Origin of the sequence: Alcanivorax sp. P2S70, from assembly GCF_000475295.1 — a bacterium.
Classification (GTDB): Bacteria; Pseudomonadota; Gammaproteobacteria; order Pseudomonadales; family Alcanivoracaceae; genus Alcanivorax; species Alcanivorax profundi.
Map to the genome: position 1 here is coordinate 226051 of NZ_AXBZ01000034.1, position 25697 is coordinate 251747.

Below are 25697 nucleotides of genomic sequence, written 5' to 3' on the forward strand. Positions count from 1 at the left end.
TTAACCCACTCAACATTTAGGGCGTTTTATGGCAGATAACGCAGGACTGCTAAGTCCTTGACCTCAACTTAGGTTGAGCTTTTAAGATGGCTTCCGGCTTCATTACCCGGAAGTACATTTATGTCTAAGCACATTCACTCTCATACCCCAGTCAAAAGACCCACCGCGCTCAGTCTTGCCATTATCTGTGTGCTCGTTGGCCTGAACCTTCGCCCTGCGTTGGCCGCCATCGGACCCGTTGTAACCCAACTTCAACTCGATACCGGACTGAGTTTCAGTGGCGTAGCCTGGTTAACACTGTTGCCGGTGTTTGCCATGGGGGTCGGCTGTTTCGTGACTTTATGGCTGCGGCGCTATATCAGCTTGCCGCAGCTGATCCAGGCTGCCCTCGTGCTTTTGCTGCTCGCAAACTTGCTGCGGCTCGTTGATGCCGGCAGATTCAACACCCTGACACTCCTGCTTACAGCACTACTGTCGGGTTCAGGGATTGCTGTGATTCAGGCCACACTCCCCATCGTGATCAAGTCCTCCTCCCGTGATGGTGCCAAAACAATGGGCATTTACGTGAGTGCCATTATGGCTGGGGCCGCACTTGCAGCAGGCCTGACGCCCTATCTGGCCGAGTGGCTGGAAAGTTGGCGCGCCGCCCTGGCCTTCTGGGCACTGCCGGCCATGATTGCGCTCGTCGCCTGGCGTCCCTGGTCCGCGCGGTACGCAAGATCTTTTTCTTCATCCTTGATTGCACAACCCCAGGTTAAGCAGCTTAGCTTGAGCCGACTTGTCTCTCTAACGGCCACGTTCAGCATGGCCGCTGCCGGTTATGTCTGCGTGCTGGCCTGGCTGCCTCCCTTTCTGGTGGACCTGGGTTACAGCAACACGCAATCCGGCCTGTTTCTTGGCTACCTCACGGCCGTTGAAGTCATCGCCGGGCTGCTCTTTCCTGCCTGGGCGGCAGGGAGCACGGATCGCAGGAAGGCACTATTGAGTGTGTTGATTCTGTCTATATCCGGGTTTATCTGGCTGGCCAATTTTTCACTGACAACCTCCATACTGCTACCGCTCACCTTGCTGGGCTTGGGGATTGGGGGTCAGTTTCCCATGATCATGATCGTCACCATGGACCATCATCAGGATACCCAGCTTGCAGGCTCATTAATCGGCAAAGTACAGGGGTATGGCTATAGCCTGGCGGCGATTACACCGTTAATCATGGGCTATGTGCGCGATCAACTCGGTAGCTTCAGCGCCGCCTGGCTTGCACTGGCGATGATGTATAGCGTTGCTTTGCTGCTATGCAGTCGGTATGACCCCAGCCGCTACCTGCAACTGCAGAGGGCCCCGGCACCGTCGAGTTAATAAAGCTAATTAGTAAGGTTTCTTTTGGGCCGAGGTCTTGCCCCTTGCACGAAAGCGCACGGGGCAAAACCGAAGTCAACACGGCATCATAGAACAACCCTGAACCGTGCGAACATCACACTTTACTTGCGCCTCCCGGATTACTCATGCCTGATTACTTCCTGCAGGAAGCGCTACCTCCTTTTGTGTTGTCAGTAACCTTTGCACTTCTTTTGAACCTACAGCGCCGACAATTTCACGCAAGGAAGTAAAAAGTAATATTGATACCGCCAGCCACATTTGTACCACCAGGAAATAGGCTGGGGTTTCTGACTCCTGAATAGTTTTCATACTCAGTGACAGCCCACCGTTCTCCAGGTACTGGCTGATGAGGGTTTCTGCTATATGAAAAATCAGGGTCACCAGATAAAAAAGAAAAGCTTTCCAAATAATGTTATGCCAAAGCACCTTTCTGAATAGTTCAGATATCTTGATCTTTTCTACAATCAGAATCGCCTTGGCAACCAGCAGAGCAGCAACCGTGGCAGCGGAAGTGCGCAACACACTCAACTCCACCTGTTCTAGCACAGCCAATTTCGTGACTGATATCATATGGAATACTGCCAGGAAAAATATTGTGGCAGGCAAAATTTCTTTTACCTCATGCCAGAGCATATTCCGTAATCGTTTCATCCCTGAAATCATAACCTATCCCCTTTTACTTTCCGTTCTTTGGCAATTCATCACCCAACCAGGGCGGCATTGACGCCCAATACCCAATCCGTTATCCCCAGGCCCAGGCTGCTAGTGCCACAGGTTTTCGCTGCTTTCTCGGCACCATGTTTCTTAATCCGGTCTCACTATCAATGCCTAAACGCTCCAGTACGCCTGCAGTACGCGATGAGATACCGCTACGCTTTTCATCACGAACAGTACACCCAGTACTATCCACAAGTTCAAGATAATCCATCAACCGGAAACGGCTTACCGTGTCGTCATCATCCTTATCCACTTTATTAGTATCAACCATTGGTACTAGCCCGGGTTTCGCTTGTCTTTGGTTTCTGACCCCAGACTTTGGGAACGTTGCTGAATCGAGGAGTAATCGAAACCTTCGGGCGTTTCCGCGATGGCCACTCGTACCGGGTTAAGGGCCATACAGGCGTCTGCACGGTTACTTCAGCCTTAACTCTTGCGAACCGCCCGGCCACGTGCAATCTTTCGATCAGCAATATGCTGCTCTTGTATTGTGAAACCCCGTTATCCAATGATGAATGTGATGGAGATCGATGATGAAGCCCTCTCTGCTATGGACGGCCCTGGCGCTATCCTTCCTTGCTTTTTTTACATCGGCATTCGCCACCCCCTCATCCAAAACACTCATTACCAATGTCCATGTTTTTGATGGCAGTCACGAAGCGCTGCTCGAGAACGCCTACGTGATGATCAATGGCAACCTTATCGAAACTGTTTCGAAAGAACGGCCAGATACCGACGGGGCAACCGTAATCGATGGAAAAGGCCGGGTCATGATTCCGGGCCTCATTGATATGCACTGGCACTCAGCTTACGCCAGCATTCCTATGCAAACAGGCCTTACCAGCGATCACGCGTATCACTTGCTGATTGGTGCCAAAAGCAATGAAAAGGCGTTACTACGTGGCTTTACCACCGTACGGGATGTGGGCGGGAATGTCTTTTCGCTGGCAGCCTTGACGGATTCTGGTCTGTACCAGGGGCCACGGATTTTTCCCTCCGGCCCGGCCATCAGCCAGACCTCCGGTCATACCGATTTTCGCCCTTCCACGGCGGTTCCGGCAAACTCCCATGATTCTCTGGTTTACATGGAACGCATTGGCCACGTGATTGTGGCCGATGGGGTACCCGAAGTTCTTAAACGCACCCGTGAAGCCCTGCGCATGGGGGCATCGCAAATCAAGATCAACTCTGGCGGCGGCGTCTCCTCATCGTTCGATCCACTCGACGTAACACAATTCACGGATGAAGAGACCCGCGCGGCAGTCGCAGCCGCTGCAGACTGGAACACTTACGTTGCTACGCACACCTTTACCGACGAGGCGACCCAACGCGCTGTTAACGCCGGAGTGATGAGCATTGAGCATGGGCACCTGCTTAGCGAGAAAACACTTAGGCTAATGAAAAAGAAAGGGGCCTATCTCAGTATGCAGCCCATTCTGGATGACGAAGATGCCATCGCGTTTCCTGAAGGTTCTTTCAGCAGAAAAAAATACATTGATGTCACCCAAGGCACCGACCGCGTTTATCAACTGGCCAAGAAAGTGGGAGTAAAAATCGTATTTGGCACTGATACCCTGTTTGATCCGCAACTGGCCGAAAAACAGGGAAAACAGCTTGCCAAGCTGGAGCGCTGGTTCACTCCGGTTGAAGCATTACGCCAGGCTACCTCCACTGCCGGTGAGCTGCTGGCTCTCTCCGGCCCCCGCAGCCCCTATCCAGAGGGCAAACTTGGCGTGATCGAGGAAGGTAGCTATGCCGACTTGATCCTCGTCAACGGCAATCCGCTCGAGGATCTGTCTCTGGTAGCAGACCCACAAACACATTTCGATTTCATCATGAAAGACGGTGTGGTTTACAAAAACCAACTGAATTAGCGGAGCCTCAAGAATACCGCAGCTGGGCTTGCAAGATTCATTAAGCAGGCCCTGTACTCAGATCTAGCTGGGCGAGCCAAATCTGCCCCTCTATCCCCTTGGCTCAGCCCCTTAGCGGGTAAAGCCTGGAATCGCTTCATGCCATCAAGCTCTGACCGGCAACCCATTTCCGGCCTGTCATCTGTGCATACTCTTTCAACCGATTCAACGCCCCAACAGCAACAGGTAGCCGTTGCTTTCTGGGCCTCATATGCGCCAACCAGGCCCTTTCATCAATGCTTAAACGATCAAGTACTCCCGCTGCACGTGACGAAATAGCGCCGCGTTTGTCGTCCCGCACAGCTCTGCCTGTGCTATCCACAAGCTCCAGATAATCCATCAACCTAAATCGGCATAGCGTATTGTCATCCTCTACCTCCGTTGTATTGGCATCCACCATTGGCAGCAGCGCGGGTTTTCGGTTGTCTTCAGATTCTGACCTAACGTCTTCTGATCGCTGCTGAATCGAGGTGTAATCGGACGCCTCAGGCGTTTCTGCCATAGCCGCCCGCACCGGGTTAAGATCTACATAGGCCATACACTGCAGCACCGCCTTTTCATCTAGCAGGGCCTGGCACTTATAGCGGCTTTCCCAGAACCGGCCCTTGCAACAGTCTTCCTCATTGGCCTTACGGGCCAGATACTCATTCAGACACTTCATGAACCACCCTAGGTCATACAGGCGCTCCCTCCAGCTCTGAATGATTTCTTCAGCCTTAAGATTTTCTGCCGCTTCAGTCTCACCCTTGAGCCAACGCTTGACGATCAACGGCCCGCTGAATAGCTGCATCCACCGCTCTGCCACTTCCTGATCAGACCAGCTCAAGGCTTTCTTCTGGTTAATACGAAGGACTACATGGTAGTGATTGGACATCACCGCATAGGCACACAGATCAATGGCAAACACCTCACCAAGAACCGCAAGGCGATCCACCACCCACTGGCGGCGATGCTCATAATCCTGACCAGAATAATGATCCTGGCCACACAGAAAGGCCCGCCGCACACAACGGCAGATACAGTGATAGTAAGACGTGGAATCCAGAGACACCTGGCTATAACGCGCTCGGGTCATGACAAGCCTCCTTGCTTATCCATCACCCAACACTACTGACTATTCGAACCAACCTACATCAGAGACTAGCCACAAACGGCGTAGGACATTCCCCAATTCATGCGTGTCCTCGATTCCGTCTCGATTCCACTGCGATTCCTACTCTTCGCGCTCGACTAGTCTACAATGCTTACCATCTATATTAGTTCACTACTGTATAAATGATATGGCTGTAAAAATTCCTTTTGCTTTCAGCATGGACCTTGGAAGATTATGCGAGATTTCAGATGTGAAGTCTGGTCGCGCTTGCAACTGCGTATGTCCATCCTGTCATCAAAGCGTTATCGCTCGCCATGGGAATAGGAATGAATGGCATTTTAGTCATGATAGCCATCCAGCTCATCAACCAGATCAAGAGTGTTTAATTTCATTTTGGGCGTGCTGCCGCCAGTTTATTGTTGATTGCGCAGTCAATGAGCTTCTCCCCAACTTCACAACCCCTCCGATTTGGCTAACTCAACGATACAACAAGCCATCTACAGAGCTTACGGGATTAGAATGGCACCCTTCGGATGTTGCCAATTACGATATAATGACTAACGTTGGCGGCTTCACGCTTCATATCTATTTTTCTTACAATAATAGAACCAACCCTCATCAACATTATGATTTAATTAGCAACAGCAAATCGGGATTCATTGATTTTTCAATCCAGTCACTAGAGCAAAATATTGATCACCATTCTCGACTTAAAAATGGCATACTTAAACAAGCGGAACAATTATTTGTCAGTGATTGTCAGAGATTCAAACACTGGATTCGACACCCTTTAGAATGCCTTTCAGAAGTTCAAGAGGATATAGAAAACGAGCAGCGGCAGAAGGAAAATGAAGCCAAAAATAAAATCATGAACAAAACTTTCGAAGCTGATAAGTTCGCTTATGACGCCCACACAATATCATTACAAAATGAACAAGCGGAAAAACTCTCTAGAGAGAAACTGAACGCAGACATAAAAAAAGCGCCTTACTTTTACCCTTCGCTTTTAAAGACAATAGAAAATTATGAACGCGGCAATAGAAACAATGCAATATCAACATTGATGTTTATTCTTAATCGCCACAGGAAAAAAGCCCACGAAAAGCAATGGCCTACAGAGAATGATCTTCTAGCGCTTTATCAAAAATACAGATCTGGACAAAAATTATAATTTCACGATAAAAACCTTATTTTATACTACTTCAACCAGAAGCGACGTCCATAACATCCCCCAATTCATGCGTGTCCCCGATTAGGCCTCCATGTATAGCGTTGCTTTGCTGCTTTGCAGTCGGTATGACCCCAGCCGCTACCTGCAACTGCAGAGGGCCACGGCACCGTCAAACTAATACAGCCTATTTGTATTGGTAGTTTATGGGCTCAGGTCTTTCCCTATGCACTCAAGCGCACAGGGCAAGACCTGAGCCCAGATCGATCACTGGCTCTTGAGAGGGGAAATTCCCAGTGATCTTAATGAGCGTCTCGCCCCAGCCGCCCACTTCTCCGGTGGAGACATTGCTGCAGATCCATAGCCAACCTTACCGGCTGAGCGCTGTAGGCGAATGACTGTTTTTCCATCCACCATGCTTTCATCTGTCGGCATTCCATGGGTATGGAATACAGTCAGAATCACTTCATCCTTCAAAATTGATTGCGCGACAACATGATGCATTGAGCCTTTTGGAGACAGCTTGAAGAGACTCCGAAATGCTTCATTATTGTCATGAAGAACAGCAGCCAGTGACCTAAAGCTTCTGTACGGGGGCGCTGCACTATCCCAGAGATTATTCGCAAATAAAGCTGTGTATACAGCCTCTCCCAAGACGTAGCTGTCAGGCAGGTCTTCCGCTATCCCTTCGAGATTTCGTCTCCGCTCATCTATAAATGAACCGGGAGTCATCACGACAAATTCAGCCTGAGGAAGCTTAGAGATTGGGTATACACAGTCAGCGAGCATCGCATTTCGGGACTTGTAACCGAAATATGCAGCTACTAATTCATGTGCGTGAGAAGCTTTTAGTTTGACACCGTATTTCTCCCTCACATCATTGCGAAGAGAATCGGCGCAAATTTTGGGCAAATCAGGATTCATGGCGTAAATCTCCATTAACCCGCTGTACTTTATCGAATGTCGTGAGCGTTCATCACATCCTGCCAGCGGTTTAATTTAGATTTACCGTTCGGAGAGGGTGGAACTTAGCTAAGCATCGTCTTTTCGGGCGCTCACACCTGAGGCGTACGACTCCATACGCCGAAGCTAATCAAATTCACAGAATTACGCAACCCCTCATGAGAGAGGGGGAGAGAGGAAGGAACGAATTCATGCGTGTCCCCGATTAGCTTGGCTCATTAATTGGCAAAGTACAGGGGTATGGCTACAGCCTAGCGGCGATTACACCCTTAATCATGGGCAATGTGCGCGATCACCTCGGGAGCTTCAGTGCTGCCTGGCTTGCACTGGCGATGATGTATAGCGTTGCTTTGCTGCTATGCAGTCGCTATGACCCCAGCCGCTACCTGCAACTTCAGAGGGCCGCGGCACCGTCAAACTAATAAAGCCTATTTGTATGAGTAGTTTATAGGCTCAGGTCTTAGTCTTGGGAAACACCCAATTCATGCGTGTCCCCGATTACCGTATCAGAATAAAAACTTGTCAAGCTCCATTTCATTTCTCAATGATGTCTCTACACCTTCGAAAACAGCATCAATTTTTTTCTGGCAAAGCACTCTCACTCCAACACCAGAAGAGATAAGCGCTTCAAACAAGAGATCATTAACAAATATCTTCGTTATTTCATTGCAATCATACAGCCTACAAAGCTCTTTATAATTAATGTCAACCCATTGATTGATGCCGAGAACCTCATCGAGCCCATTTAAATCATAACAATAATCATCAACCGGCAATTCACCAAAGCTGGTTTTTTTTGTTATCCCTTCAAACGCCAACTTATGAAACCCTTCAAAGCCCTCATCATGGGTAATGGCTATCATATATTCCTCACCATTGAGCACCCCACTCCACCATGATGTATGTGATAAACCACCAGCCACGTGGCACTCAGAAGAAAGAACTTGCACCTCTGAATCATCAAACCCTACATTTTCAGAATAATCAGAAACTTTCCAAAGCCCCATTTTTACTTTTCTTAAAAAGAATATCGTTTTGGCAGCAACAGAAAATTCATTGTTTTTCCCGGAAACATCAGGAGCTTTTTTTGCATGATGCAATGTAATTACACTATCGAAAAGAGAACGATCTATATCAGCCAAAAACTCGAAAACTTTTGAAAACCCTGAAAAAAGCTTGCTATTGAATAGTTTTCTCAATAATTCATAGCTTGATTTGTTATATATGAGATACTCAGCAGAAAAATATTCTTGGATAGTTTTATGCATGAATTTAAACTCGGAGCCGTCTCTCTGCATCAAAGGAACAGCACCTAAAAGGTCTTCAAGGTATTCGGAGGAAACGAAATGATCAATACCACAAATTTTCTTAGCCTCATCAACAATCGAGCACGCTTCGCTGTAGCTATGAAATGATGACTTCCTTCTAATCATCATATAATAGCACAATGCTCTTAGCACCTTCCTAAACTCCTCGTAGTCCAACCCTGATTTTTTATCTCTGACAAATCCATTTTTATTAATAAGATCATGACCTTTGTAAAGAGCACTATAAATCTCATCGTAAAATGTCGAAACTCTTGCTGCGATAGAACCATTAACTCCATAGGTTCTATACAACAGAGAAACAAGCAAGGGGCTCTCTATAAATTTTTCTGGAATTGTGTCAATTTCTTTATTTAGTCGCTCGCCAACATCAAGGCCAGATATTTTATCGTATCTTAATATTAATGAAGATGCTTTCTCTTTAGTGAAAGGAATAAACCTCAATGCAAAAGAATTAGAAATATCAGGTAATGCATCCTGCCTTCTTGAGGTGAGCAAAAGAACATTGTCACCGCCTTTTACTGACATATCATATATTTGCATTGATAGATTCTCTTGGAATTCGATCTCCACCTCATCAAATCCATCAAGAACAATGTAAAATTTCCCTAACTCAATCAACCTATAAAAAACCTCTCTATCAAACCTCCTTCCAGGCAAATCTAACTCTGCAGCCAAAGAATCAATCAAGTCATCGCCTACACTTAACCTTCTTAGTTCAAATAGTATTGGAATTCTGTTCGATTTATAGAGAATTTGCGAAACCAAATATTTTGAGAAAGTACTTTTCCCCATTCCCGCATCATCAATTATTAAAAACCCCCCCTTATCAGTTTTTACCATCAACTCTATATCAACCTCTATTTCCTCATCTCTATATCTGGCATCATTTTTTGTTAAGCAAAGAGGCTCATAGGCATCAAAAATATTTAACTTAACCTGAGAGAAAGCAATTGAAGTCACCTCACCAACACGATATGAAAGCTTCTCCAAATAAGGCCTCATAACACAAGCAATATGCTCTTTATCAAGCTTTCCTTTAAGGTCTCTTTCTTCAGACCACTTTTTTAAGTCTTCAATTTTTGGCCCCAAGATTGCCGTCAGAAACCCTGAAGCAGGCTTAGCTGCCTCCAAAGCCATCTTTCCCCCAAACCCATCCATAATCCCTACCTCTCATCTAGGCTAAAATTATTATTTACTCACAATCATCAAATTCAAAGAAACCAACCATATCAAGTGAGCTTCTGTCTTCAGACTACATCTTTACCCGTAGGCTCAACCAATCGCGCCGCAGCAACCTCCCTACGTATTCCTCGGGCAGTAAGCGTGATTATTACAGGCTTTTCGATGTTCGATTTTATCGAGTCCCCCATAATACAAAGCATCCCCACCGATATCTTGACCCACTGTCAGCTTTCTTTTTATCGGTGAACTCACTTTTTCAGACAACCCGCGTCTCAGCGATCATGTCATGAAACCATTGAAGCTCGGATAGAGGCTGGCAGGTTTTCGCATCTATAAACTTAAACACAAACAGTCTTTTTCCCAGATGCAGACCGACAGCCAGCACACAAAAAAGCCAGAGGTATGGCCAGCATGCCTAAAAGCTTCAACAGGCATGAGACCAGCACTAGATCAAAGACGAATGCCGGACCCCTAAGGAAGGCCGTCTTTATCTCCATATGCTGATTCCCTTTTTATTCTTTCTAAAAGACAATACAGAGCCCAAAGTTCAGGATCAGAGTCTTCAATGTCCCATTGGCTGCATCAGTGCTATGGGAATTGATAGATCTCTAAAGCCGATCTCTAACAAAAAACCCAAATTATCAACTACGGGCTTTCCATTGCGGTCCAGGGTCAGGTCTTGCATCCTGCGCCCACCACACAATCAAGGTCAGTATTTACCCACGCCCCCCTTCTCGAACAACATTCGCTCTATATCAATAAGTTAGCGCTTTCTGTAAGCCATCTCTTACAAACCACAACCCCCCATGTCTACCAACCCACCCATGAAATCATTACGCCATCACCACCCACAAAAAAGCCCGGCAACGCCGGGCTCAACAATCCACCATTAATTGTTAACTATTCACTATCACCCCGTCGCCGCCTTCTCCGAATGACTCCGCAACATCCCCTCCTCCACAATAAACCCAATAATCTTCTCCAACCCCTCCACATCATTCCTCAGATTCGAAAACGCCCAGGGCTTCTCCCCGCGCATCCGGTTGGTATCCGATTCCATAATCCCCAGATCCGCCCCCACCAGATCGGCCAGGTCGATCTTGTTGATCACCAGCAGATCCGACTTGGTGATCCCCGGCCCGCCCTTGCGGGGGATCTTCTCCCCGGAGGCCACGTCGATCACGTAGATGGTCAGGTCTGCCAGCTCCGGTGAGAAGGTGGCGCTGAGGTTGTCGCCGCCGCTTTCCACGAACACTACGTCCAGGTTGCCGAATTTGCGGGCCAGGTTTTCTACCGCCGCCAGGTTCATGGAGGCATCTTCGCGGATGGCGGTGTGGGGGCAGCCGCCGGTTTCCACGCCGACGATACGTTCTGGCTCCAGGGCTTCGGCTTCGGTGAGGATGCGCTGGTCTTCCTTGGTGTAGATGTCGTTGGTGACCACGGCGATGTGGTAGTCGTCGCGCATGGCTTTGCAGAGTTTTTCCAGCAAGGCGGTTTTGCCGGAGCCGACCGGGCCGCCGATGCCGACTCGCAGGGGGGATTTATGTTCGCTCATGGTGTTCTCCGTTGTTCTTGCCTGTCTGGTGTTGGGTTATCGCGTGCAGGCACGCTCCCACATTGGTTTTGTGTGTGGGCATCGCTTGCAGGCAAGCTCCCACAGTGTTCTTTGCCGATTCCGGTGCCAGCGCCAGTGTCATGACCGGAACAGGCGGCAGTATTGGGTTTCGTGGAGGCTGCTGGCGATGGCCATGGCGGGGGACGAGGAGCCGATGTCATCGTCGTCCAGGGCCATGGCCTGCTGGGTGATGGCCGCCAGTTGGTCGCTGAAGCGGTAGAGCACCCGCTGGCCATCGCTCTGGCCCAGGGGGATGAGTTTCACCGCGACGATGACCATGTTTTCCAGCCAGCTCCACAGGTAGCCGTTTAATGCCTGTTCCAGATCCACGTTCCAGCGGGCGCAGGCCAGGGCGAAGCCGGCCAGTTGGGTCTGGGCCAGGGCATCACGCCATTGTTGTTGCAGCTCGGGCCAGCCTGCGGCATCCGGCAGTTTGTCCAGCACCATGGTAAGGGCCTGGCCGCGCTGGCATTCTTCCGCGCGCAGTTCGCTGGTTTCCCGCCAGGCCAGCAGGGTGTCCGCCCAGTGGCTGAAGGCATCGAGATCCTGCTGTTGGCTGGCGTGGTAGAGCCGTGCCAGTACCGGTAACTCCAGCGCGCCGACGCTGCTTTCCAGCAGGCCATCGAGCCACACGTAGACGTCGTCTGCATCCTTGATCCAGCCGCACTCCACTGCCCATTCCATGCCTTGTGAATAGGTGAAGGCACCGATGGGCAGCGATGGGCTGATCAGTTGCTGCAGTCGGAAGAAGGCGCTGTTGCTCATGATGCGCGGCTCATCGTTTAGCCCGCCAGCAGCATCAGGCCAAGGGCGGCACCGGCAGCCAGTACGGCCCGCAGGGCCGGGGCGATTTTCTGGATCTGTTGGCCCAGCGGCAGGCCCGCCAGCATCAGCAGCACGGAGCTGGCCAGGAAGCCGGCGCCAAAGCCGGCCAGGCTGCCGGTCATTTCCACCCCGTGGGCCCAGCCGTGGGCGCCCAGCAGGAAGGCGACGGCGCAGGCGGCTTTGCCACGTACGCTGGCCGGGAACGCCAGGGCTGCGGCGAACAGCAAGGCGGAACCGGTGATCACAGCTTCCATGGCCACGTGACCGCCGAGGGCCACGCCACCGGCGAAGCCGGCGGCCAGGCTGATGCCGGCGGCGACAAAGCCCAGTTGTTTTTCCTTGAGGGTGGTGCCGGCCAGCAAGGCACCGAACAGCACCAGGGCGACCAGGTGATCCATGCCGGTGACGGGATGGGTAAGGCCCGCCATCAGGCCGCCGTGCACATGGGCGCCTTCGCCGGTGTGGGCGATGGCGGCGGCTGGCAGGGCGACTGTGGCCAGGGTGAGGGCCGCGGTGCTGGCCTTGCGAGTCAGGTGTTTCATGGTGTGCTCCTTTCGTGACGATGCCCCGGGGCATCGCGTTAGCTCAATGGCTGTGTTCGTGTGAGTGATCGTGGCTGTGGTCGTGGCTGTGATCATGATCGTGCGAGTGGCTATGGCCATTTCCATGTGAGTGCCCATGCGAATGCCCGTGATGACCCCCGCCCTGCTGGTAAGCGCCGGCTTCCGGTTCGAACGGGGCCTGCTCTACGTTGACGGTGACGCTGGTGTCGGCCCCGGGGAGCTGGCGCACCATGTCGTCGAGCACGTGGTCGTGCTGGTAGCGCACAAAGCCGGTTTCGATTTGCAGGGGCACGTGCCGGTTGCCCAGGTGGTAGGCCACCTTGGCGAGCATCAGGGCATCGTTGCACTGGATGGTGGAGACGGTTTCATCGGCGGCGATGACTTTGACCAGAATGCCGTCGGCGTTAGTCAGCACATCACCGCCACGTAGCAGGGTGCCACGCTCGAGAAACAGGCCCACCGGTTCGCCGCTTTCCAGCAGGGCTTTCTGGCGGCTTTTGATGCGCGCATCGATGGGCAGGCTGAGGACTTTCAGTGTGCTGTCATCGAGCCCTTCCAGGGCGGTCTCATTCAGTTTTTTTGTCAGTTCGATCATGGTGTTCTCAATGTCTTAACGCGCGCTGTCAGAACAAGAAGTAGCGCTGGGCCATGGGCAGGATGTCCGCCGGTTCACAGGTGAGCAGTTCGCCATCGGCGCGCACCTGATAGGTTTGCGGGTCCACTTCCAGGTTGGGCTGCCAGTCGTTGAGCAGCATGTCTTTCTTTTTCACGGTGCGGCAGCCTTTCACCACGCCGATGCGGTTGGCCAGTTTCAGTTGTTCGGGGATGCCGGCATCCATGGCTGCCTGTGAGATGAAGGTCATGGTGGTGGCCTGGCGGGCCTTACCGTAGGCGCCGAACATGGGGCGATAATGCACCGGCTGCGGTGTGGGGATGGAAGCGTTGGGGTCGCCCATCTTGGCCATGGCCACCATGCCGCCCTTGATGATCAGGTTGGGTTTCACGCCGAAGAAGGCCGGGCTCCACAGCACCAGATCTGCCAGCTTGCCCACTTCCACCGAACCGATTTCGTGGGCCATGCCGTGGGCGATGGCCGGGTTGATGGTGTACTTGGCCACGTAGCGTTTGACGCGGAAGTTGTCGTGCTCGGCGGGATCGCCCTTGAGGGCACCGCGCTGCACTTTCATCTTGTGGGCGGTTTGCCAGGTGCGCATGACCACTTCACCGACGCGGCCCATGGCCTGGGAATCCGAGGCGATCATGGAGAAGGCGCCGAGGTCGTGAAGGATGTCTTCGGCGGCGATGGTTTCGCGGCGGATGCGCGATTCGGCGAAGGCCACGTCTTCGGGGATGCTCGGATCCAGGTGGTGACAGACCATGAGCATGTCCAGATGCTCATCGGCGGTGTTCACGGTGTAGGGCCGGGTGGGGTTGGTGGAGGATGGCAACACATTGGCCAGCCCCGCCGCACGGATGATGTCCGGTGCGTGGCCACCGCCCGCCCCTTCGGTGTGATAGGTGTGGATGGTGCGATCCTTGAACGCGGCGATGGTGTCTTCCACGAAGCCGGATTCGTTCAGGGTGTCGGTATGGATCGCCACCTGGGTGTCGGTGTCGTCGGCCACGGTGAGGCAGGTGTCGATGGCCTGGGGGGTGGTGCCCCAGTCTTCGTGCAGTTTCAGGCCGATGCCGCCGGCGGCGATCTGTTCGGTGAGCGATTCCGGCAGGCTGGCGTTGCCCTTGCCGAGGAAGCCCAGGTTCATGGGGAACGAATCCGCCGCTTCCAGCATGCGCGCCATGTTCCAGGGGCCGGGGGTGACGGTGGTGGCGTTGGTGCCGGTGGTGGGGCCGGTGCCGCCGCCGATCATGGTGGTGACGCCGGAGGCCAGCGCCTCGTCGATTTGCTGCGGACAGATAAAGTGAATGTGGGAATCGATGCCGCCGGCGGTGACGATGCTGCCCTCGCCTGCCACCACATCAGTGCCGGGGCCGACGATGATATCCACGTCGGGCTGCACGTCCGGGTTACCGGCCTTGCCGATGGCGGCGATGCGCCCGGCCTTGATGCCGATGTCCGCTTTGACGATGCCCCAGTGATCGATGATCAGGGCATTGGTGATGACCAGATCCATGACTTTGTCAGAGGGATGCTGAGACTGGCCCATGCCATCGCGGATGACCTTGCCGCCGCCGAATTTCACTTCGTCGCCGTAGACGGTGTAGTCCTTTTCCACCTGGATCCACAGATCGGTATCGGCGAGGCGCAGGCGGTCGCCGGTGGTGGGGCCGAACATTTCCGCGTAGGCCTGTCTGGACATTGTTGCCACGGTGGTTCTCCTGTTATTCCGTTAGCGCCTGAGGCTGTGATCAGGCCGCATTGAATTCCTTGCTGAACTCAGAGCGAGCCCATCACCTTGCCCTGGAAGCCGTAGACTTTTCTTTCGCCGGCGTAGGCCACCAGTTCCACGGTGCGGCTCTGGCCGGGTTCGATGCGCACCGCGGTGCCGGCGGGGATGTTGAGCCGGAAACCTTTGGTTTTTTCGCGATCAAACTGCAGGGCGTTGTTCACTTCATAGAAGTGGTAATGGGAGCCCACCTGGATGGGACGGTCGCCGGTGTTGGCCACTTCCACGGTGACGGTTTCACGGCCGGGATTGATCTCGATGTCGCCGTCCTGCACTTTCATTTCGCCGGGAATCATGGGTGCACTCCTTTACACAATCGGGTCGTGAACGGTGACCAGCTTGGTGCCGTCCGGGAAGGTGGCTTCCACCTGCACTTCGTGAATCATTTCCGGCACGCCTTCCATCACGTCATCGCGCTTGAGCAGGGTGCGGCCTTCGCCCATCAGCTGCGCCACGGTCTTGCCGTCGCGGGCGCCTTCCATGATGGCGGCGGTGATAAAGGCCACCGACTCGGGGTAGTTGAGCTTGAGACCGCGGGCCATGCGCCGCTCCGCCAGCAGTGCGGCGGTGAAGATCAGCAGCTTGTCTTTTTCTCTGGGTGTCAGTTCCATGATTTTGCCTTTTCGCCTTTTCCGTTCACCGTCAGGTATTCCAGATGCGCGGGATTGCCGCCGGTTTGTTCAGCAGGGTCTGGCGTAATAACTGCCAGACCGGAATCATCAGTGCCTGGATTTTTTCGCAGCGGGTGCCGAGCACACGCATCACCAGAATGTCGTCGATCAAGGTGAGGCCACAGGGCATCTCGCCGGTGTTGCCCTCAATGATGTCGCGGGCCTGTTCCAGCAAGACCTCGTTGCAACCAGTGGCCACAAACAAAGCCTGCATGGGAAAGTTACGCAGCCCGGATGACGCATTGAGGTGGCGCGGCTGATCCACCTTGAGGCGCTCGATCAGCAGCGGCCTGCCGTCGCGATTAATGCGAAAGCGCGCATCGATATTGCCCTGCTCGAAGATCTCGCTGTTCACCGGCCGCCCCAGGCAGGAGATTTCCCAGCCCATGAAACGGGCATCACCATGCAGATCAATGGTGGTGTCCATGTGCACCTTGGCGCCGGGGAAGAAGATGTTTTCCTGGGGAAACCATTCCAGGGTGCCACCGGGGGCCACGGTTAGGGCCTGGCTGACGCGGGCGGTATCGCCGGCACTGAGATAGAACTTGGTGGCACCGGGGGTGGTGAACAGGCCATGGGCCTGCGTGCCGGCAGTGATGTCGATCTCCAGACCATCGCCACCGACCACGCCACCGGGGGGATGCAGCAGGTAGATGTGGGCGGTGCCGCCTTCCGGGTAGAAGGGGCGCTGAACGCGCAGCGGCCCATAATGGTGCAGGCCGGTCATGACAGTCTTGGCGCCTTGCCCCGTAATGGCGCACTCCAGCTGCATCTGCAGCCGGGCCTTCCACCCCTTGCCATGGGCTGGTGTCTTGGGATGTCGCCGTTGTGTCGGTGCCGGTTCCTGTACGGTCACGAGCCAGACCTCTTCCTGCCGGTTGCCATGCACCAACTTTATGCAGCAACCGTGCCATACAAGGTGGTATACAAGTTTGCCAGGGGATTGGCACGGTTTTGCAGGAGCGGTGGTTCCACCGCGAAAGAGAGCCGCGCCGCGGCTATCGCGCCGCGAGCGACGCTCCTACAGGGGAGGTGTAGAAAGTGGTGTGCAACAAAAAGCCCGGCTATTGCCGGGCTTCGCTGTGGAACGCTTTACTCCTTGATCCGCGATGTGGTCACGGGGGCAGGACATTGGCCGATTAATTGCCGCCGTTGCCCTGTGCCGCCCGCTGGCGAATGGTTTCAAAGTCCCAATCGACCAGGGTTTCTCCATTACGGAACACCTTGATCAATTGGTTCTCTTCACTATCTACACCGTCACCGTTAAGAGCATCAGCGCGTACCGTCTGGACGCTCTCGTTTCTGCGTACTAACGCCAACCGGCCACGCTTGGAGCGTTTACCTGGATCGGTGATCGGATCCTTGTAGACGTCGCGCCATTCGCCGTTGATGCAGATGGCAGAGGCTTTCATGGCGAACTTCTGGGTGTCGCGGTTAAGCTTTTGCAGCAACTCGCCGCCCATGCCGAAGGCCACATTATCCGCACTCAGGCCGCGGGCTTTCATTTCCTGCAAGATTGCTTCGATGGACTGGGCACAGACGCCGTCGCCCTGAATCAGGCGCACGCAGTCCGGCAGCACCCGGTAGCCCTTGCTGTTAGTGCGGTAGCCGAAGCGGGCCATCAAGCGTTCGATGGCTTCCGGGACGATCTCCACCGGTTCGCCGGAATCGGGACGGACCACCAGGGTGCCGCCGGCCTGCTCTACCTGCTCGCGCAGTTCGCCACCCCACAGGTTGTCGATGGCGTTCCAGATGTCGTAGGAATCGCTGACTACCGCCACCACCCGGTCTTGCCCGCCGAATTGCTGGATCATGTTGGCGTAGGCCCGGGTTTCACCGTCGCGCCCCCAGCTGGTAATGGTGCTGTGCTCTGCCGCCGGGATGGAGAAGCCGGCCATGTCGGCACCGTAGTAACGGCGCGCGGCCATGATCGCGGACAGGGTATCGGTACCGGCAAAGTTAACCAGGTGTGCCATGCCACCGAGGGCAGCAGCTTCTTCCGAGGTGGCGCCACGGGCACCGAAGTCGTGCAGTTTGAAGGGCAGGCTGTCGCTGTTGTCGGCGGTATCTTCCAGGTAGCGCTGGATGATGGTGCGACAGTTGCGGGACACCGTGGCCACGGTGGTGGGATACCAGATAGCGCGCAACAGGGCAGTTTCCACATAGCTGGTGAGCCAGGCGCAATTGGGGTCGGTGTTCATGACCTGCACCAGCACATTACCGGTGGGCACCACGGTGCCTTCCGGCACGGCTTCGATTTCGATGGGCAGGTAACCGTCGTAGTTGTCGAGAATGTAATCCCAGCCCGGACGGTTGAAGGGAACGCCGTGCGCAACACAGACCGCTTCGGCTTCTTCGATATCCGCTTTGCTGATCGGGCGGCTCAGGTATTCCTTGAGGAAGGCCTGCAGACCGAAGAACACGGTGTCGCGGTAGCGACCACCACGGGATTCGATATAGCTGGAGACATACTCGGCACCGGCCGGGTATTGGGCGAAGTGAGAGGTCTTGTAGGAATCGGTGTTGAGAATCAGGTTACGCATGACGGAGTTCCTCCTGTCGATTGTGATTGGCGCCGGTCTTTCCAGCACGCTGGCAGCGATCCGCTGCTCGGCACTGACGGGTCCCGTCGTGCCGATGAACATATATTGGCTATACGCCACTAATGTGTCAACTGTTTTTTAACAAGGGCTTGGCGGCTGACGCCAATCGCGGTCGAACAACCGCTCCCACAGGGGACGCTAGCCCAGGTCTGCAGGCTCGCTGATGCAGATAATGCCCTGACGTGTTTCCGCCTTGCCTGCCAGCTGCGGGTAGACCTGCGGATCCGCATGGAAGGCCAGATCCAGGGTGAGGGTGCTGCCGGTCGCAGCCAGTCGTTCGGCGCGTAAGTAGTTGGCGCCGGCCATGGCCTGGGTGGTCATGGTTGCCTGCAGAGGGGCACCCCAGCGGGTGAGCTGAAAGCCCCGGCTTTCCAGCCACTGCGTGAGTGGCTGCAGTATGTGTGAATCGTTGGGCAACAGCAGGTCCACATCCGACGGGGTTACCGCTTCGCCCTTCAACCAGCGAGCGAAACTGCCGATGACCATGGCCTGTGGGAAATCCGCTTGCAGTAACTTAAGCAGTGACATTGCGGCATCCCGATCACAGACGCGGGCGCTGTTTTGCGCCACCAACATGTATTCATGGGCGCGGTTGCTGTGCGGTGAGGTGCTGTCGGTGTGGGGACGGTCGTAAACAATGACGCGCTCCTCGATAAAACGGAATCGTTCGGCCAGCAGCCGTGCCACATCCCAGGCCTGGGGTACCCAGAGGCCATCCAGTTGCAGGTTTTCGGCACCCACTACGATGTAACCCCCCGGTTTGATGATCGGCTTGAGTGCCTTGAGAATGCCGCGCACTTTTTGCAAAAAGTGCGCATAGCTGCCTGCGCCGTAGAGCTGGCCAGGGTGAGCGCTTTCCATGCCGCAACCGAAATACGGCAAGCTGGTGAGCACCAGGTCGACGGGTTCCATGTTCGCCAGTGCGGTTTCACAGTCGCCGTGGATCAGGGTGGCGTGCCCAAGGCCCAGATCATCGAGTCGCTGGCGCGCCGTGTGCAGACGGCCCGCTTCAATTTCGATACCGACACCTTGCCGGCCTTCCTGGCAGGCCGCGACCAGGGTGGACGCAAAGCCGGCAAAGGGGTCCAGCACCCGATCACCGGGTTGGGACAACTCGCGTACGAAAGGCCGCATCTGTTCTACCCAGCCGCGGTCACGGGCAGCAAACGGGTCGCTGCTGGTGAGGGTGTGATCCAGGGCATGGGTGTCCTGGTTGGCGTCCAGGTGCAGCCAGCTATTGGGCATGGGCGATGTCTCCGTTGACGGCGGGGATCAGGACATGGCGCTCCGGATTCCAGTCCGCGCACAGGTTGCCGTTGGCATGGAATACCAGTTTGAAGATCTGGCCGCTGTCATGCTTTTCGTGCAGGCGCTGATAGTTTGACGATTCGAAGGTGACGGTCAGGCCATCACTTTCGATTACCAGATTGGAAAAGTAATAGCCGTGGTTGGCCTGCCGCAGGCGGGTGCCCTGGGCCGGGGGATGAGCTTCCAGAAAGGCCTGCAGCAAGCCCGCCACAGACACTCGCGACGCGCGGATATAGCGCTGGGTGCCGTTGGCGCGGTAGCGCTGATCCAGTTGCGACATTTCCCTCAGGATCACATGACGTACCCCCAGCGAGCGAGCCCAGTCCAGATAACGCTGCAGGGCGGCGAGGCTGTCCACCCCGCCCTGCTGCACCAGACACACCAGCTTGACCTCCGTGAGTGCACCCAGTTGTGCGACACACTCACGAAACTGATCCGTGATCATGACCCCTTCGCGGGAACGAAAGCGCATGATCTGCTGGTTGGTAACGGTGTCGGGATGGTGCCGCGACAGCTCCACCCAGTCGAAGGTGAAACTGCGGATGGCCGCGGCCAGCTCCGCATCCTCCCCCAGCGCAGTGAGCCCGGCACCATTGCTGTACAGCACCCTGCCCTCCACCGGGCTCACCGCGGCATGGGACGACAGGCAATCCAGCAGGCGCAGAAACCAGTCACGATGGTCGGTCATTTCCAGGCCCGACAGGGAATAGGACAACGGCAGGCCACGCAGCGCCATCAGGGCTGTCTGAAGCTGGTTGAAGTAATTCATGCCCGGGCGCAGCAGGCTGGCATGGGTGCCGGTATCGCCGTTTTCGCGCAGGTTTTCCGAGCAAAATCGGCAGCGGGCGGAGCAGGGCTGCACCGCGGCGTAGGGGGTCAGCGTTACCGGTTGGGCGACCCGCCAGGTACGCTCACCAATGCGCTGTTGATGCCAGCGACTGGCGTCCTCCGGGTGGGGTTCCCGGAAGACGGTGGTCGCCAGCTCATGCTGATAGCGCTGTATAACGGCGTCCAGTTCCATCCCTGCTCGCGTTCCCGGTTAAATCAACCCGAGGATGTCCTGAATGATGAAGTAGTGATCTTCGAACAACCGCTCCGGGGTCAGTTCGCCCAGCGGTACCCAACGTGCCTGGCGAGCATCGTCACCGCCCTTCACTTTTGGCAGGCTGGCATTGGGCTCCAGCTCCATATAGAACGCGTGGGTGATGGTGCGGCCGCGAGCGGAACGGTAGGGGTCATCGTAGACTTCCTGGCGGCGAATGGAGCCTTTGAGGACCGGGGCCGGGACTTTCAAGCGGGTCTCCTCACGCAGTTCCCGCAGGCAGGCATCCAGCAACCGTTCACTACCATCCACAAAACCACCGGGCAACGCCCATAGCCCCTTGCCGGGGCTGGCACGACGCTCCACCAGCAATACATGGCCGGATTGCACCACCACACCATCCACCGTGACGAAGGTGGGCGCATAGGGCGCGGACGACCAGGCGTCTCGGTATTTGCGCACGAAGGCGATTTCATCGCGGATGTGCTGATAAGCACCCGCATCATTGGCAAAGCCAGTGAGGTAGGACGCCACTGCTGACGGCAGCACGTCCGTATCGACCAGCGAGGGGAGCAGTGTCTCCGGGGCGGCGGAAAAGTAACGCTCGCGTATCGGCGTGGCGCTGATCTGCCGCACGTTGTCTACGCCCACTGCGGACCACTGCGGGAACAGGTTCAGATAAAAACCGGTGTGGTCCTTGCGGTGCCCGATCAGGGCAATGCGCGCTGGCCGGTGCGGGGTGGCGTGATGGGCGGTGACCATACCGGCGACGGTGGACTGCACGTTTCGCACCCAGGCTTCGTCATTGTAGGGCACGTCCATCAATGGCAAGCACAGCAGGCGCTGGTTTTCACTTTCCGTCAGGCAGGCGCGCACCATCTGTTCTCGCTCCTGGTGAGTCCAGGGGTTGCGGGGATTGCGAGCCTGCCAGGCGGAACCGATCAACAAGATTAATCGTTCGGCTTTCTCCAGGCCGGTGCGCACCACCTGCAGGTGACCGGCGTGAAAGGGCTGAAAGCGGCCAATAAAGACCGCGAAATCGAATTCGTACTGCATCAGCAAGCTCCTTGCCGTGGATGTGGGCAGCAAGTCTGTCTCGCTGCCGTGAACCGGTTGCCTGAACCGGTGTTGCTCTGTATTGTTGGCTAACTGCCACTATATAGCAACCCCTGGTGATCGAACCATGACCTACCGCTCAGAAGCCGACTTCCTCAAACAGTACAACGCCAGGGACTACGACAGCCCACTGGTTACCGTGGACGTGGCGATCTTTACCCTGCACGAAGGCGCCCTGCAGGTGCTACTGGTGGAACGGGGCGACTTTCCGCACAAGGGGCGTTGGGCCTTACCCGGCGGTTTTATCGACATTCACAGTGATGACGACCTGGACGCCTGCGCCCACCGCAAGCTGAAGGAAAAAACCGGTGTCGCCGCGCCGCTTCTGGAGCAGGTGTGTAGCAAGGGCAACGGCCTGCGCGATCCCCGTGGCTGGTCTGTCACGGCCTTGTACATGGCGCTGATCCCCCATGCCCCTACCGCAGACTTCGTGGCGTCAGTTAACGATGCCCGCTGGTGGCCGCTGGATCAGCTCGGAGGCATTGAGCTGGCGTTCGATCACCGCAGCCTGATTGCCACAGCGCGGGAGCGCTTGAAGAACAAGACGGCCTATACCGTGCTGCCGGTTCATGTGCTGAAACGCCCTTTCACTCTGACCCAGTTACAGCGTGCGTTCGAACAATTGATGGATGCCACCCTGGAAAAGAAATCGTTTCGTCGGCGCATTCTCAATGCGGAGATTCTCGAAGAAGTGGGCGAAGGCATTCCCGAAGGGGGGCGGGGCCGGCCTGCGGCACTCTATCAACCCGCCACCGGCTCCGAGCAACATCTGTTTGCGCGGGTGTTTGGTGAAGGCCTGTAAAGGCCTATCAAAAGGAAAGCATCATGAACACACGCAAGGATCGTTTCATCGGCGCGCTGGCCGGGCTTGCCTGCGGTGATGCGGTGGGCACGACGGTGGAATTTTCACCCCGAGGCAGCTTTGCACCGGTTACCGACATGACGGGCAACGGTCCCTTCAACCTGAAAGCCGGTCAATGGACCGACGACACCTCCATGGCCCTGTGTCTGGCGGAAAGCCTCGTTGAAAAGCAGGCCTTTGATGCCCGAGACCAAATGAGTCGCTATTTGAACTGGTGGCAATGGGGCTACCTTAGCGCCACCGGCAGCTGCTTTGATATCGGCAACACCGTGCGCGACGCCCTGGCGCGTTTCCGTGATACCGGCGAGCCCTACTCTGGCGACACCGCAGCCCATACCGCTGGCAATGGCTCGCTGATGCGGCTGGCTCCGGTGGTGCTGTTTGCCCACCCTGCACCGGATCGCTTGCGCCAACTGGCGGCACTCAGTTCCCGTACTACTCACGGCGCAGCTGAAGCGGTGGAATGTTGTGAGCTGTTTGCCCTGTTGCTGGACCGTTGTTTGCGTGGCACTGACAAGGCATCACTCATGCAAAACCTGGCTGACCAACACTGGCAGGAAGCCAAGGTGCAGGCTCTGGCCGGCGGGGATTTTCTGCAAGCGGGTTATGATGACATTATCGGCTCCGGCTACTGCATCCAGTCCCTGGAAGCCGCGTTGTGGTGTTTCTTCCATACCGACAATTACCGCGACGCCATCCTTGCCGCCACCAACCTGGGGGATGATGCAGACACTACCGCCGCGATCGCCGGACAGATTGCCGGTGCATTTTACGGGGCGTCCGCTATCCCTGAAGCATGGATGGCCAAACTCGCCATGCGGGATGACATCGTTGCACTGGCTACATCCCTTTTTGAGCGAACGCACGAGAGCCAGGCATCGGCTGGGTTGGTGTTCCAATCGTGAAAGAAAGCCGCGCCGCGAGCGACGCTCCTACAGGGGGAGGTGTGCAACAAAAAGCCCGGCGTTGCCGGGCTTTCGCTGTTAACTGTTCACTATTAACTGTTAACTGCCTTATTCCACTGTCACCGACTTGGCCAGATTCCTTGGCTGATCCACATCGGTGCCGCGCAGCACGGCGACGTGGTAGCTGAGCAATTGCAGCGGCACGGTGTAGACGATGGGGGCGATGGTTTCCGGGACGGCAGGCATGTTGAGTACGTGGATGCCTTCGCCTTCTTTGACGTGGGCGTTCTTGTCGGCGAACACATACAGCTCACCACCCCGGGCGCGCACTTCCTGCAGGTTGGATTTCAGTTTTTCCAGCAGTTCGTCGTTGGGCGCCACGGACACCACTGGCATTTCACTGTCGACCAGCGCCAGCGGACCATGCTTGAGTTCACCGGCGGCGTAGGCCTCTGCGTGGATGTAGGAAATTTCCTTGAGCTTGAGCGCACCTTCCAGCGCCACCGGGAACTGCACACCCCGGCCCAGGAACAGCGCGTGATGTTTTTCTACAAAGTGCTCGGACAGTTTTTCGATGGGCTTATCCAGTGCGGCGGCCTGTTCGATCAGGTTCGGCAGCTGGCGCATTTCTGCCAGTACCGTTTCGATTTCGCTGTCGGCCAGACCCTTCTGGCGGCCCAGGGCCAATACCAGCATCAGCAGGCCGGCCAGCTGGGTGGTGAACGCCTTGGTGGACGCCACGCCAATTTCCGGGCCGGCCTTGGTCAGGAATACCAGCTCGGATTCGCGCACCAGTGAGGAGCTGTCCACGTTACAGATGGCCAGCCGGCCCACATAGTTGGGAGACTGGGTATCACGCAGGGCAGCCAGGGTGTCGGCAGTTTCGCCACTCTGGGAAATGGTCACGAACAGGGTGCCTTCCGGTACCACATGTTTGCGGTAGCGGAATTCACTGGCCACTTCTACCTGGCAGGGGATGCCGGCAATGTCTTCGAGCCAGTAACGGGCCACCATACCTGCGTGGTAACTGGTGCCACAGGCCACGATCTGGACAGTTTTTACCTTGTCGAAAATGGCCGGGGCTTTTTCACCGAAGGCGTTGATCAACGTTGCCGGTGATTCGATACGGTCTTCCAGGGTTTTCTGGATGGCCGCCGGCTGCTCGAAGATTTCCTTCTGCATGTAGTGGCGGTATTCACCCTTTTCCGCATCTTCGTGGGTGCCGTCGAATTCGTGGGGCTCGCGGGTGACCGGGTTACCGTTGGCATCAACGATACGGACACCGTCGATGGTCAGCTCTGCCTGATCGCCTTCTTCCAGAAAGATAAAGCGGTTGGTGACGGGCAACAGGGCCAGCTGGTCGGAGGCGATGTAGTTTTCATCGATGCCAAGCCCGATCACCAGCGGGCTGCCGGAACGGACGGTAACCAGCTTGTCCGGTTGCGCCTTGTGAATCACACCCAGGGCGTAGGCGCCGTCGAGTTTCTTTGTCACTTGCTGCACGGCGGTGAACAGGTCCACGCCGGTTTGCAGGGTCTGGTCGATGAGGTGAACAATCACTTCGGTATCGGTCTGGGACTGGAAGGTGTAACCGTCGGCTTCCAGTGCGTCTTTCAGCTCCTGAAAGTTTTCGATGATGCCGTTATGGACCAGCGCCAGATCGTTGCCAGACATGTGCGGGTGGGCATTGGCTTCAGAGGGTTTACCGTGAGTCGCCCAGCGGGTGTGGGCGATACCGGTGAAACCGCTGGCCGCCTGTTCATTAACCGCATCTTCCAGCCCGGCCACCTTGCCCTGCCGACGTACCCGGGTAATCCCGCTGTCGTTGAGCAGCGCGACACCGGCACTGTCATAGCCCCGGTATTCCAGGCGCTTGAGTCCGGTGATCAGGATGTTGCCTACGTTACGCTGGGCGATGGCACCGACGATTCCACACATGCTTAATTTTCCCTAACTCTGTTCCTGAATAGCGGTGTTATGACGGAGATGGGCTGACGCTTATTTCCGCCCTACGAATCAGCGACAAGCGACGGTTTCGCTG

At 55.5% G+C, this 25697-nt stretch carries 23 protein-coding genes; 5 read left to right on the forward strand and 18 right to left on the reverse strand.

Going from position 1 to position 25697, the window contains the following annotated elements; genetic code table 11:
• The first annotated feature begins 120 nt into the window (after positions 1-120).
• Positions 121-1356, forward strand: a complete 1236-nt coding sequence (locus Q672_RS28270; protein ID WP_022985874.1) for an MFS transporter — start codon at positions 121-123, stop codon at positions 1354-1356.
• Between the two features lie 144 nt (positions 1357-1500).
• Here the strand turns inward: Q672_RS28270 and Q672_RS28275 are convergent, their stop codons facing one another.
• Entirely contained in the window at positions 1501-2040 is a 540-nt protein-coding gene (locus tag Q672_RS28275; protein WP_022985875.1) for a hypothetical protein, read from the reverse strand.
• Positions 2041-2119: 79 nt separating this feature from the next.
• On the reverse strand, positions 2120-2365 hold the full coding sequence (locus Q672_RS34140; protein ID WP_152521833.1) for a hypothetical protein: 246 nt from the start codon (positions 2363-2365) through the stop codon (positions 2120-2122).
• A 259-nt stretch (positions 2366-2624) separates the two neighbouring features.
• On the opposite strand from Q672_RS34140, the gene Q672_RS28280 reads away from it, so the two are divergent.
• A complete protein-coding gene (locus Q672_RS28280; RefSeq protein ID WP_031226663.1) occupies positions 2625-3968 on the forward strand; it encodes a metal-dependent hydrolase family protein in 1344 nt (447 codons plus the stop codon).
• Positions 3969-4104: 136 nt separating this feature from the next.
• Here Q672_RS28280 and Q672_RS28285 read toward each other — a convergent pair whose 3' ends face one another.
• Entirely contained in the window at positions 4105-5082 is a 978-nt protein-coding gene (locus tag Q672_RS28285; protein WP_022985878.1) for a transposase, read from the reverse strand.
• Positions 5083-5287: 205 nt separating this feature from the next.
• Between Q672_RS28285 and Q672_RS34145 the strand changes: the two genes are divergently transcribed.
• Complete coding sequence (locus Q672_RS34145) at positions 5288-6271, forward strand: competence protein CoiA family protein (protein WP_152521834.1); 984 nt, start codon at positions 5288-5290, stop codon at positions 6269-6271.
• Positions 6272-6535: 264 nt separating this feature from the next.
• On the opposite strand, the gene Q672_RS33835 is transcribed toward Q672_RS34145, so the two are convergent.
• From Q672_RS33835 to Q672_RS28360, 14 genes are all read right to left on the reverse strand, one after another.
• A complete protein-coding gene (locus tag Q672_RS33835) occupies positions 6536-7192 on the reverse strand; it encodes a hypothetical protein (protein ID WP_022985880.1) in 657 nt (218 codons plus the stop codon).
• Between the two features lie 545 nt (positions 7193-7737).
• Complete coding sequence (locus tag Q672_RS28300; RefSeq protein WP_022985881.1) at positions 7738-9717, reverse strand: NACHT domain-containing protein; 1980 nt, start codon at positions 9715-9717, stop codon at positions 7738-7740.
• 934 nt (positions 9718-10651) lie between these two features.
• On the reverse strand, positions 10652-11296 hold the full coding sequence (gene ureG, locus Q672_RS28305) for an urease accessory protein UreG (protein WP_022985882.1): 645 nt from the start codon (positions 11294-11296) through the stop codon (positions 10652-10654).
• 138 nt (positions 11297-11434) lie between these two features.
• Entirely contained in the window at positions 11435-12121 is a 687-nt protein-coding gene (locus tag Q672_RS28310; protein WP_022985883.1) for an urease accessory protein UreF, read from the reverse strand.
• Positions 12122-12138: 17 nt separating this feature from the next.
• Positions 12139-12723 carry a HupE/UreJ family protein gene (locus tag Q672_RS28315; protein WP_022985884.1) on the reverse strand — a complete coding sequence of 195 codons (585 nt, stop codon included), beginning with the start codon at positions 12721-12723 and terminating at the stop codon, positions 12139-12141.
• 43 nt (positions 12724-12766) lie between these two features.
• Positions 12767-13339 carry an urease accessory protein UreE gene (gene ureE, locus Q672_RS28320; protein ID WP_022985885.1) on the reverse strand — a complete coding sequence of 191 codons (573 nt, stop codon included), beginning with the start codon at positions 13337-13339 and terminating at the stop codon, positions 12767-12769.
• Between the two features lie 28 nt (positions 13340-13367).
• Positions 13368-15062, reverse strand: coding sequence for an urease subunit alpha (gene ureC / locus Q672_RS28325; protein WP_022985886.1), 1695 nt, complete (start codon positions 15060-15062; stop codon positions 13368-13370).
• A 77-nt stretch (positions 15063-15139) separates the two neighbouring features.
• Positions 15140-15445 carry an urease subunit beta gene (locus Q672_RS28330; RefSeq protein ID WP_022985887.1) on the reverse strand — a complete coding sequence of 102 codons (306 nt, stop codon included), beginning with the start codon at positions 15443-15445 and terminating at the stop codon, positions 15140-15142.
• A 12-nt stretch (positions 15446-15457) separates the two neighbouring features.
• Positions 15458-15760 (reverse strand): urease subunit gamma, encoded by a 303-nt coding sequence (ureA, locus tag Q672_RS28335; protein ID WP_022985888.1) that lies wholly within the window; start codon positions 15758-15760, stop codon positions 15458-15460.
• A gap of 31 nt (positions 15761-15791) precedes the next feature.
• Complete coding sequence (locus tag Q672_RS28340) at positions 15792-16676, reverse strand: urease accessory protein UreD (protein WP_200866016.1); 885 nt, start codon at positions 16674-16676, stop codon at positions 15792-15794.
• Between the two features lie 283 nt (positions 16677-16959).
• Positions 16960-18363, reverse strand: coding sequence for a nicotinate phosphoribosyltransferase (locus tag Q672_RS28345; protein WP_022985890.1), 1404 nt, complete (start codon positions 18361-18363; stop codon positions 16960-16962).
• A 198-nt stretch (positions 18364-18561) separates the two neighbouring features.
• Entirely contained in the window at positions 18562-19668 is a 1107-nt protein-coding gene (locus Q672_RS28350) for a class I SAM-dependent methyltransferase (RefSeq protein ID WP_022985891.1), read from the reverse strand.
• The gene (locus Q672_RS28355) at positions 19658-20752 is read right to left on the reverse strand and encodes a hypothetical protein (RefSeq protein WP_022985892.1); all 1095 of its coding nucleotides are present in this window, start codon (positions 20750-20752) and stop codon (positions 19658-19660) included. The genes Q672_RS28350 and Q672_RS28355 overlap by 11 nt, the downstream gene beginning before the upstream one ends.
• 18 nt (positions 20753-20770) lie before the next feature.
• A complete protein-coding gene (locus Q672_RS28360; RefSeq protein WP_022985893.1) occupies positions 20771-21829 on the reverse strand; it encodes a bifunctional nicotinamide-nucleotide adenylyltransferase/Nudix hydroxylase in 1059 nt (352 codons plus the stop codon).
• Positions 21830-21956: 127 nt separating this feature from the next.
• Here Q672_RS28360 and Q672_RS28365 point away from each other — a divergent pair, with 127 nt between their 5' ends.
• Together Q672_RS28365 and Q672_RS28370 are read left to right on the forward strand one after the other, a co-directional pair.
• Positions 21957-22691 carry an NUDIX domain-containing protein gene (locus Q672_RS28365; RefSeq protein WP_022985894.1) on the forward strand — a complete coding sequence of 245 codons (735 nt, stop codon included), beginning with the start codon at positions 21957-21959 and terminating at the stop codon, positions 22689-22691.
• A gap of 23 nt (positions 22692-22714) precedes the next feature.
• A complete protein-coding gene (locus Q672_RS28370) occupies positions 22715-23656 on the forward strand; it encodes an ADP-ribosylglycohydrolase family protein (RefSeq protein WP_022985895.1) in 942 nt (313 codons plus the stop codon).
• A 108-nt stretch (positions 23657-23764) separates the two neighbouring features.
• On the opposite strand, the gene glmS is transcribed toward Q672_RS28370, so the two are convergent.
• Positions 23765-25594: a glutamine--fructose-6-phosphate transaminase (isomerizing) gene (gene glmS / locus Q672_RS28375; protein WP_022985896.1), complete on the reverse strand. Its 1830-nt coding sequence runs from the start codon at positions 25592-25594 to the stop codon at positions 23765-23767.
• Positions 25595-25697: the final 103 nt, after the last annotated feature.